Origin of the sequence: Micropruina sp. (assembly GCF_027492755.1) — a bacterium.
Classification (GTDB): Bacteria; Actinomycetota; Actinomycetes; order Propionibacteriales; family Propionibacteriaceae; genus Micropruina.
The window spans coordinates 1-10,450 of the sequence record NZ_JAPUED010000132.1 but is presented as its reverse complement, the minus strand read 5'-3'; the positions used below and the strand labels follow the sequence as shown (position 1 = coordinate 10,450).

The following is a 10,450-nucleotide window of genomic DNA, read 5'->3' as shown; positions in this document are numbered from 1 at the left end:
TGTCGGCCAGCACCTGCAGCAGCCCCGGCACCTCGGCGGTCACGCTGCCGGTGGCGAGCACCCGCTGGGCACCGCCGGCGGCCTGGGTGAGCTGGGCCAGCATCCGCTGATAGGACAGTGCGACGCCCTCGATCGTCGCCCGGTACAGGTCGACCGGGGTGGTGCCGGCCGAGACCCGGTGGAACTCGGCCCGTGCCTGGCCGACCCAGCCGGTGGACCGCTCGCCGGTGAACCAGGGCAGCACCAGCGGGGTGAGCGGCGACGGATCGGCCCGCAGTGCGGCGTCCAGCACCTCGGGCTCCTCGGGCAGCCGCAAGGTGGCCTGCAACCAGCTGACCGCGCGGCCGACGTCGTTGAGCGCACCGCCCAGCAAAGAGCGGTTCTCGTCCACCCGGTAACACCACAGGCCGCGGGGCAGGTCGTCGACCAGGCCGTCGACCAGCACCCGCATCGCCCCGGACGTCGCCGCCGCGGCCACGATCGAACTCGAGTCGGTGCCGCCGGCACCCAGCGAGGACGAGAAGCCGTCGGCGACCGGCGGGAACCAGACAGCATCGGCCAGGTTCGGGTGCAGCGGGGCGAGCTTCGGGGTCAGTGGCTGGCTGGGGTGGGCGATCGGTGAGAACTGCTCAACCTCCACCCCGACCAGGGCGCACAGCTCGGCGTCCCAGGTGCCCTCGCGACGGTTCAGCATGCCCGTCCAGGCCGCGGTCGAGGTGCCGGCCGCGGTGGTGCCGATCAGCTTCAGGTAGGCGTACTCGCCCAGCGACATCCAGCTCCGCACGCGTCCGAAGGTGTCCGGGTCGGTCTCGCGCAGCCACAGGAACCGCGGCGGCAGATAGCCGGTGTGCTGTCGGGTGCCGGTGCGCTGTTGGGTGGCGTCCTCGTCGAGGGTCTGGCGCAGCTGGTCGACCTCGGCCGAGCAACGCGAGTCGGCGTAGGTGAAGCACGGCGTGATCGCGTTGCCGTCGGCGTCCACCCCGACCAGCGACGCGGCGAAGGTGTCCAGGGCCACACCGGCGATCGGGTGCTGACTGGAGCCGGCCACGAACTCCACGATCTGCCGCAACTCGTCGGCCACCTGGTCGCCGTCGATGACGGTGGTGCCGTCCGAGCCGGTGGTGAACGCGTGCGGAATCTTGAGCCGGCAACCCCTCACGGGCAGCCCGGTCGCGTCGAAGAGGCCGCCGCGGGTGCCGGTGCTGCCGACATCGAGGGCGAGGACGAAGGGGGACTGGGCCTGCTCGGGCTCAACGCTGAAGCTCATGGCTCAGACAATCATGCGGCGCGATCCGGCGGCTAGACCGGGTTCACGGCCGCCCCCGGCGCGGTAGCCGCGCGAGTAGGGTGACCGCCATGGTTTCCAGTCGCCAGGAGGACGCCCGCCGGCGTCAGGAGCTGGCCGATGCGGCCCTGCGCAACGAGTCGGTTGCCGCGCAGGTGCTGATCGATGAGTTCGTGGCGACCGCGGCGGCTCGCGGGCTGCGTCCGGAACCGTTGCGCGCGCTGCTGATGGACGGCACCCGGGTGAAGAGCGACCAGGTCGGCTGGTACATCAACAAGGGCCAGACCCTGGCGATCGCTCCCGACGGCCGGTTCTTCAAGCTGCTGACCACCGGCGGCCGATTCGCCCGGTTCACCGGGGTGAAACTCAGCCCCAGCCTGCCGCCGATGGTGGTCGGACGCGGTGGTCGCGACGGCGAGACCGGCGACCTGAAGGACTTCCTCGACCGCACCCTGGACGACTACGCGACTGCCTGATCCCGGCCCGGAACGAAGCGATCCGGAGCCGCGGCCGTGCGACTCCGGATCGTTGTCCCGTTAAGGGCTCCAGGAGGCTGCTGGACCGTCCATGCAGCCCCCTGGGCGATGTAGATGGTTGAGAGGGCAACCAACTCCCCAAGGTGATACGTCAAGTGTACGACCCAGGGCGCTCGGCCACCATCGCGGACGCCGTGTCGGACGGACGTTACTGAACGGTTACTGAATGTCGCTCGGTTTTGGCTGGCAACACTTGGGTTTCGTTGGACAACACCTGTGACAACACCTGCTGATCAGGGTGAGCGGCATGAGACATCGTGCCGAACCGGTCGTCCGTTCGCTCAACGCCGAGTGGGAATCGCTCGCCGCAGTGCCGACGCCCGCCACCTGGTCGCTGCCCGGGCGAGATCTGGGCGAGGTGCTTCACGGTATCGCCGACGACCCGGACGCCGGGCTGGGTGAGTTGCTGCGGCGGCATGCCGCCGGCGATGAACTGGCGGGGCGGGTGGTGATGCAGGCGATGCTCGGCAAGCTGATCCGGCTGGCCGCTCAGGATTCCCGGCATTGCGTCGGTGACTACGTGGCGGAGTGCTGGCTGCGGTTGGCGGAGTATCCGCTGGCGCGCCGTCCGTGCCGGATCGCCGCCAACCTCGCCCTCGACACCCGGCTGAGGGTGCGCGCCGGTGACGATCGGCGTCCGGTCGCGGATGTGGCGCTCGACGAACTCGGCGTCCCACCGCGGTTGGACGTCTCTCGGCTGGTCCGTGCGGCCACCCGGCTGGGGTTGATCGATCGCGAGGCAGGGGCCTGTCTGTACGCGGTCTACGGCTTGGGGCTGCGCAGCCATGAGGCCGCCCAGCCATTGCGGATCAGCGCCGCCCTGGTTCGCTCACGTAACGCCCGCGCGATTCGACAGCTCGCCCCGCACGCGGCGACCCTGGTGGCGGTGGCCTGACGATTGCTCTCTCTGCCCGACGCTAAAGATAGCTAGCAATCACAGTAGAGTTAGCTAGAGAAGCTCATACACCCCCAGAGGTGTGATCGGGTGGGCGGGTGCACGAGGCCGCTTCCGGCTGGGATAGGTTGGCGCCCACACGACGAAGGGAGCCGGTGTGTCGCAGCCCCGATCCGTGCGCGCGTTGCGCCTCGGTTGCGAGTTCAACCACGTTGCCCAGTCGCCGACCCCGGCCACCTTCCTGGTGCGGCCCGCGGGCGAGGCGACTGTCGTCCGCGAGCTCTGGACCTGTGACCCGGCCACCCCGGCGACACAGTTCCGCGACCTGTACGGCAATGAGTTGCGCCGGCTGGTGCTGCCCGTCGGCGAATCGCTGGTCGGCTACTACGCCGTCGTCGAGGTGCCCGACGAGCTGGACGCCGCCGATCCGTCCGCGGTGCTCGGCCCGCCGGAGGAACTGCCCGACGAGACCCTGCTGTTCACCCTGCCCAGCCGCTACTGCCAGTCGGACATGCTCAGTGCCGCCGCCTGGGAGCGTTTCGGCAACCGCGAGCGCACCTTCGCCCTGGTCACCGAGGTTCAGGATTGGGTCTGGAACCACCTGGAATACCGCACCGGCAGCACCGGCTCGTGGTGGACGGCGAAGGACTCCTACGAGTCCGGCTACGGGGTTTGCCGAGATTTCGCGCACCTGATGATCACGCTGTGCCGGGCACTGAACATTCCGGCGCGCTACATCAGCGGCTATCTGCCCGACATGGACGTGCCGGTGCTGCCGACGCCGATGGACTTCCACGCCTGGGTCGAGGTGTATGTCGGTGACCGCTGGTGGACCTTCGATCCGCGGCACAACGCCCGGCGCAAAGGCCACGTCCCGATCGCCCGCGGCCGCGACGCCGCCGATGTCGCGATGGTGACCAGCTACGGCGCTCCCTGGCTGCGCCGGCTCACCGTCTGGGCGGACGAGGACTTCTCCGAATCCTGGCCGCCGGCGGACACGTCGCTGGCCGCTCGGGATCCGTTCCGCAACTGAGGGTCTCGACAAGCTCGACCAACGGTGCCCCGTCATCCCGGCGGAGCGGACGGCTGAGTTGATCGGCAAGACCGCCCTGCTCTGTCTCTGGGGACAATTTCGGGATAAGAAGGCAGAGAAAGAGCCTGCGGTTTCCCACAGGCTCTCTCGATGAAATCAGCTATCGCACGACGACAGTAAAGCTTCCTGTCGCCATGTCGATGAGCACGAAGATGGGTAGCAGCACCAGCAACGCGCCGACGACGATCTGGACGGGACGCGGCCAGCCGGTGGAGCGAATCCCACTGACGATCAGGACGAGCCCGGAGCTGAACGACAAAACCATGAGCGCCAACGCGCCGAGCAGCCAAGTGGCCACGATGACGACTCCAGCGAACACCGCCCAACTGGCCGGCTTGCGCCACGTCGACCGTGATGCGCGCGTCGTTGCTCCGTTACTCATTAGCCGTCATGCTACGTGTTGACCTTGCAATCCAGTAGGCCAGCGTAGTGAATCATGTCGGCGTTCAGACGTACCTGCGAGCACAAGGTGCCGTGAGCTCCGCAGCAGGCGGACCACGACGGTCAGCCGGCTTTTGGAGACGAACATTGGGGGCTCCCTTCCCGCCTGCCCGAAGGGGTGAGTTTGGCGTGTGTTGAGGGCGAGGCGAAGCACTGAGTATGGAGAGTATGGGCCCTATGATGCGCACAATTCAGGGGGAATGATGCAACCAATTCCGGTTTTTTGGCAGTTCACTCGACCATTGCCAAGGCATCATTCAGCGCCTTATTGCGACTGGCCTCCAGTACTCTCTCTGTCACTTTGAACACAGACTTAATCGAGCCATCGGAGGGTCTTACACCACGAAGCCAACTCTGAAATATATGCCCGGATTTCAGATCCATGTCAGTACTCCTCTTGAACGCCGAGATCAGTGGAGTGCCAGATATGCGGTTTGCTTCAGCCTCGAACTCAACAGCCCGCAGTGCGCCTCGTCATCCCGGCGTCCGCCGGGATCTCCGCGCGCGACTGGCCGCCGCACCGAGATCCCGGGGCAAGCCCGGGATGACGAATCGCGGGGGTTCCGGCAATGGCTGCGCCGAGATCCCGGGGCGAGCCCGGGACGACGTGGGTCAGGCCGACTCCCGCTGGACCAAGCGGCTGGGCAGGATGACCGGGGACTCCGGCTCGGTGCCGTTGAGCTTCTCCAGCAGCATCTGGCCGGCGGTGCGGGCCAGGACGTCGGGACGGTTCTCCATCGTGGTCAGCGTCGGGATGCTCTGGGTGGCCACCACCGAATCGTCGAAGCCGACGATCAGCAGGTCGTCGGGGACGCGGCGTCCGAGCCGTTCCGCGGCCCGGATCGCACCCGAGGCCATCAGGTCGGAGGCCACGAACAGGGCGTCGATGCCGGGGTGGTGGCTGAGCAGGTCGTAGGCCGCCGCTTCGCCGCCGGCGAAGGTGAAATCGCCTTCGGCGATCAGGTGACCACTGCGTCCGGCCTCGGCCAGTTCCTGCTGGAAGCCGCGCAGCCGTTCCACACCGGCCGCCATGTCCATCGGGCCGGTGACCGAGCCGATGGTGCCCGCCCCCCGCTCGATCAGGTGCCGGGTCGCGGTGGCGGACGCCTTCAGCTGGTCCACGTCCACGTAGGCCAGTCCGGGCACCCCGGGATTGCCGACGAACACCACCGGACGCGACGAGGCGGCGACCGCGCGGGCGAAGTCGTGGCCGTGGTGGGAGATCACGATCGCGCCGTCGGCATGGTCGGAGAGGAAGAAGGCGAGCATCGGATCGACGCCGTCATGGGGGTGCGCCATCGACAGCAGCACGTGGATGCCGGTGTGCCGGAACGCCTCCAGCGCTCCGTGGTAGGCCCGCGGGAAGAACGGATCGGAGAACACCCGCTCCTCGGTTTCGGGCACCAGCACCACCACCGCACCGACGCGCCGGGTGACCAGGGCACGGGCAGCGGTGTTGGGGCGATAGCCGAGCATCTCGACGGCCCGCCGGACGGCTTCCGCGGCCGGTTGCGACACCGGCACCACACCGTTGACCACGCGTGAGGCGGTGGCCCGGGAGACGCCGGCCGCGCGGGCCACGTCGTCCAAGGTCGGGGCCGTCCGCTGACTCATCGCCGCCTCTGCCTCCCGTTCGTGCCGGGTCGCTCAGGCCCGCTCCGGCAGCGTCAGCGTACCGGTGCGGACCAGCTCGGAATACCAACCGGCGCTCGCCTTCGGCACCCGGTTCAGTGCCTCGTCGACCGCCACCAGGCCGAACCGCTTGGTGTAGCCGAAGGCCCATTCGAAGTTGTCGATCAGCGACCAGACCAGATAGGTGTCGATCTGCGCACCGGCCTCGATCGCCTCATGCACCGCGCTCAGATGCCCGACCAGATAGTCGATCCGCTCGGTGTCCTCGATCGGTCCGGACGCCGGGTCGGGGTCGTCGATCGCCGCGCCGTTCTCGGTGATCGCCAACGGGATGCCGGCCGGACCGGTGTAGTCGCGGTGCAGCCCGACCAGCAGGTCGCGGAAGGCGTCCGGGGTGACCTCCCAACCCATGTCGGTACGGGGAAGTTCGGGACGGTCGACGGCGACGGCGTCCGGGGCGGCCGGATGCGGGGTCGGCTGGCTCGAGTGCTGACCGGCGCGGAACAGCTGTGAGGTGTAGTAGTTCACCCCCAGCACGTCGATGGGCGCTCCGATCAGCTCCAGGTCGCCGTCGTGGACCAGTCCGGACGGCCAGGCGGCGCCGGCGTCTGCGATCACGTCGGCCGGGTACTCGCCCCGGAAGACCGGATCGGTGAAGATCCGGTGCGCGGTGCCGTCGACCCGGCGCACCACGTCGACATCGGCGGCGCTGTCCGGGTCGGCCGGATAGGCCGGGGTGAAGTTCAGCGTCAGCCCCAGCGTCGCCCCGGGATCGGCGGCCCGCAGCGCCTTCACGGCCAGGCCGTGCCCGAGCAGCAGGTGATGGGCGGCGGCGTAGGCCTCGGCAGGGTCGGTGTGGCCGGGCGCGTGATGGCCGCCGGCATAGGACAGGAAGGAGGCGCACCAGGGCTCGTTCAGCGTCGTCCAGACTCGCACCCGGTCGCCGAGCGCGTCGTGCACCCGCAGTGCGTAGTCGGCGAAGGCGTCCGCGGTGGCCCGGTTGGTCCAGCCGCCGGGCAGCCAGGCGGGAAGATCCCAGTGGTAGAGGGTGAGCCAGGGCCGGATGCCGGCCGCACACAGGGCGTCCACCAGGGCGTCGTAGAAGCCCATGCCAGCCCGGTTCACCGAGCCGTCCGGGTTCAGCACCCGCGGCCAGGACACCGAGAACCGGTAGGTGTCCAGACCCATCGAGGCCATCAACTCCACGTCTTGGGGGTACCGGTGGTAGTGGTCGACCGCGACCCGGCCGTCCGAGCCGTCCACGATGGCGCCCGGAACCCGGCAGAACTCGTCCCAGATCGAGTCGCCGCGCTCGTCGGCGCCGCCTTCGATCTGGAAGGACGAGGTGGCGGTGCCCCAGCGGAAGCCCTGGGGGAAACGGAGGGTGCTCATCCTTTGACTGCTCCTTGCATGATGCCGGAGACCAGTTGGCGGCCGGCGACGACGAACAACAGCAACAGCGGAACCGTGGCCAGCACCACGCCGGCCATGATCAACGACAGGTCCTTGAAGTAGGACGCCTGCAACAACTGCAGGGCGACCGGCAGCGTCGGATTGGTCGATCCGAGCACGATGAACGGCCAGAAGAAGCTGGTCCACGACCCGACGAAGCTGAACAGCCCCAGCATCGCCGCAGCGGGCCGAGCCGCCGGAAGCGCGACGTGCCAGAAAGTGCGGATCATCGAGCAGCCGTCCACCCGGGCCGCTTCGATCAGCTCGTACGGCAACGCCTCGGAGAGGTACTGGGTCATCCAGAACACCCCGAACGCGGTGACCAGGCCGGGCACGATGACCGCCTGCAGCTTGCCGACCCAGCCCAGGTTCGACATCACGATGAACAGCGGGATCACGCCCAGCTGGGTGGGCACCGCCATGGTGCCGATGACGAAGGCGAGCAGGCCGTTGCGGCCGCGGAAACGCAGCTTGGCGAACGAGTAGCCGGCCAGGGTGGAGAAGAAGATCACCGCGACCGAGGTGACCACCGCCACGATGACGCTGTTCAACAGGGCTTGCCAGAAGCCGATTCCGGCGTCCAGCACGCGTCCGACGTTCTCGGCGAAGTGACCTTGCGGGATCAGCGACGGGATCGGGTTCTGGGCGATGTCGGTGGCCGTCGAGGTGGACAGCAGGAAGGCGTAGTACAGCGGCGCCACCGAGATCACGATGAACAGGCTGAGCAGCAGATAGGTGAGCCAGCCGGGGCGGCGGAAGCCGCCCTCCATCCGGTGCCGGCGGCGCCGGGCGGCGCGGGCCGCACCCTTGCCGGCCAGCTGCTCGGCCATTGCGACGGAGCTCATCGGGCCACCGCCTTCCCTTGTCCGCGAACCCGATGGTGCGGTGCGTCACTGCTGGCGATCCGTTTGGTGATGGCGTAGTTGATCATCGCGAACAGCACGATGATCAGGAACAACAGCCAGGCCACCGCCGCCGAGCGGCCCAGGTTGCGCTGGGTGGCCCAGCCCAGTTCGTAGAGGTACATGGTGACCGTCATCCATTCCCGGTCTGGCCCGCCCAGGCCGAAGGTGTCGAACAGCCGCGGTTCGTCGAAGATCTGCAGGCCGCCGATGGTCGAGGTGATGACGACGAAGATGATCGTCGGACGCAGCATCGGCACGGTCACGTTGAGGAAGGTGCGCCACCGGTTGGCGCCGTCCACGACGGCCGCCTCGATGACGTCGCGCGGAATGGCCTGCATCGCGGCCAGGAAGATCAGCGCGTTGTAGCCGGTCCAGCGGAAGTTGACCATGGTGGCGATCGCGACGTGCGAGGCCCACCGGTCGGCGTGCCAGCCGATCGGGTCGAGGCCGAGGCCGGCCAGCATGGTGTTGATCACTCCGGACTCGTCGGCGAACAGTTGACCGAAGACCAGCGAGACCGCCACCGGCGCGACCACGTAGGGCACCAGGACGCCCATCCGCCAGAAGGTCTTGGCGCGCAGGTTGGCGTCCAGCACCGAGGCGATGAAGATCGCCAGCAGGATCTGCGGCACTGAAGAGAGCAGGAAGATGCTGAAGGTGTTGACCACGGCGTCCCAGAACCGCGGCTGGGCGAGCACGTAGCCGAAGTTGCCCAGTCCGATGAAGCCCTGATTGCCGACCACCAGGCTCCACCGATGCAGCGCCACCCAGCCGGTGTAGAGCAGCGGGAACAGCCCGACCACTGCGAAGAGCAGGAAGAACGGGGCGATGTAGAGATAGGGGGCGCTGCGGACGTCCCATCGGCTGAGGCGCTGTCGCCAGGTCATCGTGGTCTCCGTTCGCGTCGGGGACGGTTCGGGCGGTGGGCGGGGTGGTGTGGCCACCCCGCCCCCGCTTTCGCGGAACCTTCGGTTCAGCGCCCTCAGCCGAGGGCGTTGAACTCCTTGACCGCCTGCGTCCACGACTCCTCGGCGGACTGCTTCTTGGTCACGTCGACCCGGTTGATCGCGTCGGCGAGCACCTGCCGGACGGCGAAGTACTGCGGGCCCTTGAACGGATTGACGGTGACCGCCTTCGCCCGGTCGGCCATGATCTGGCCGGTCGGCGCGTTGTTGAAGAACTTGTTGGTGACGCCCAGCAGTTCGGGGCTGCTCAGTGCCTCGACCTGGCTCGGGAAGGTGCCCTTGGACTTGAACGCCTTGATCTGCTGCTCGGGAGCGGTCAGCCAGGCTGCCAGCTCGCGGGCCGCCGCGGTGTTCTTACCCTGAGCCGGGATGGTCAGGTACGAGCCGCCCCAGTTGCCGCCGCCACCGGGGAAGACGTTGGCGATGTCCCAGCCCTTGACGCCCTTGGCGTTGCCCTCGACCACGCCGAGCATCCAGCCCGGGCACAGCATGGTGGCGAACTTGTTCTTCTGGAAGGCGTTGGTCCAGTCGGTGCTCCACTGGGCGAGGCCGGCGGACAGCTTGTCGTCCTTGGCGGCCTTCAGCACCGAGTTGTACATGTCCTTGACCGGCTGGTTCTGGTCGAGCGGAATCAGCACCTCTTCGGTGTCGGAGGACGAGAAGGCGTTCGGTACCTGGTTGATCTGGCCCTGCAGGATCGCGTCGGCGGAATCGAACCAGGCCACGCCGTTGGACTTGGCCACGAACTGCTTGCCGACCTCGAAGTACTTGTTCCAGTCGCCGTTCAGCAGTTGAGCGACCTCGTTGCGATCGGTGGGCAGGCCGGCCTTGGCGAACAGGTCGGAGCGGTAGCAGACCGCCTCCGGACCGATGTCGGTGCCGAAGCCGACCAGTTTGCCGTCCGGTGTGGTCGCCGCGGCCGACTTCCAGTCGAGCCAGCGACCCTTGACGTCGTCGCCGCTCAGGTCGGTCAGCTTGTCGGAGGTCTGCATGACGTCGGGCATCCAGTCGACCTCGATCGCCTCGATGTCGCTCAGGCCCGAACCGGCGGCCAGCTTGCTGAAGTAGTTCTCGCGGGCCTCGTTCGAGGTGGCCGCCTTCTTCGGCGTGATGGTGACGTTCGGGTGCAGCTTCATGTACTCCTTGAAGAGTCCCTCGTAGCCGAACTCGTTGAAGGTGGCGACCGTCAGTGTGACCGGCTCGGTGGACGCCGATGACGGCGCCGAGGCGGGTGACGACGGTGCGG

10 protein-coding genes are annotated in these 10,450 nt (G+C 68.0%); 3 read left to right on the top strand and 7 right to left on the bottom strand.

All coding sequences use genetic code 11. The features are described from left to right. On the bottom strand, positions 1-1,267 hold a 1,267-nt coding region (locus tag Q0066_RS09785; RefSeq protein ID WP_298132429.1), incomplete at its 3' end, for a gluconokinase. An 89-nt stretch (positions 1,268-1,356) separates the two neighbouring features. Between Q0066_RS09785 and Q0066_RS09780 the strand changes: the two genes are divergently transcribed. The 3 genes from Q0066_RS09780 (at position 1,357) to Q0066_RS09770 (ending at position 3,749) form a co-directional block, all read left to right on the top strand. Then, positions 1,357-1,761: a hypothetical protein gene (locus Q0066_RS09780; protein WP_298132428.1), complete on the top strand. Its 405-nt coding sequence runs from the start codon at positions 1,357-1,359 to the stop codon at positions 1,759-1,761. Positions 1,762-2,068: 307 nt separating this feature from the next. Next, positions 2,069-2,716: a hypothetical protein gene (locus tag Q0066_RS09775; RefSeq protein ID WP_298132426.1), complete on the top strand. Its 648-nt coding sequence runs from the start codon at positions 2,069-2,071 to the stop codon at positions 2,714-2,716. Between the two features lie 157 nt (positions 2,717-2,873). Then, positions 2,874-3,749, top strand: a complete 876-nt coding sequence (locus Q0066_RS09770; protein WP_298132424.1) for a transglutaminase family protein — start codon at positions 2,874-2,876, stop codon at positions 3,747-3,749. Between the two features lie 160 nt (positions 3,750-3,909). Here Q0066_RS09770 and Q0066_RS09765 read toward each other — a convergent pair whose 3' ends face one another. The 6 genes from Q0066_RS09765 to Q0066_RS09740 form a co-directional block, all read right to left on the bottom strand. Beyond that, positions 3,910-4,191, bottom strand: a complete 282-nt coding sequence (locus tag Q0066_RS09765) for a hypothetical protein (protein WP_298132423.1) — start codon at positions 4,189-4,191, stop codon at positions 3,910-3,912. Positions 4,192-4,862: 671 nt separating this feature from the next. Further along, positions 4,863-5,864, bottom strand: coding sequence for a LacI family DNA-binding transcriptional regulator (locus Q0066_RS09760; protein ID WP_298132422.1), 1,002 nt, complete (start codon positions 5,862-5,864; stop codon positions 4,863-4,865). 33 nt (positions 5,865-5,897) lie between these two features. Further along, positions 5,898-7,274, bottom strand: coding sequence for a GH1 family beta-glucosidase (locus Q0066_RS09755; protein WP_298132421.1), 1,377 nt, complete (start codon positions 7,272-7,274; stop codon positions 5,898-5,900). Continuing rightward, positions 7,271-8,179: a carbohydrate ABC transporter permease gene (locus Q0066_RS09750; RefSeq protein ID WP_298132419.1), complete on the bottom strand. Its 909-nt coding sequence runs from the start codon at positions 8,177-8,179 to the stop codon at positions 7,271-7,273. The genes Q0066_RS09755 and Q0066_RS09750 overlap by 4 nt, the downstream gene beginning before the upstream one ends. Then, positions 8,176-9,126, bottom strand: a complete 951-nt coding sequence (locus tag Q0066_RS09745; RefSeq protein ID WP_298132416.1) for a sugar ABC transporter permease — start codon at positions 9,124-9,126, stop codon at positions 8,176-8,178. The genes Q0066_RS09750 and Q0066_RS09745 overlap by 4 nt, the downstream gene beginning before the upstream one ends. Before the next feature lie 95 nt (positions 9,127-9,221). Continuing rightward, positions 9,222-10,450, bottom strand: a 1,229-nt coding sequence (locus Q0066_RS09740; RefSeq protein WP_298132414.1) for an extracellular solute-binding protein, incomplete at its 5' end; no start/stop codon positions are given.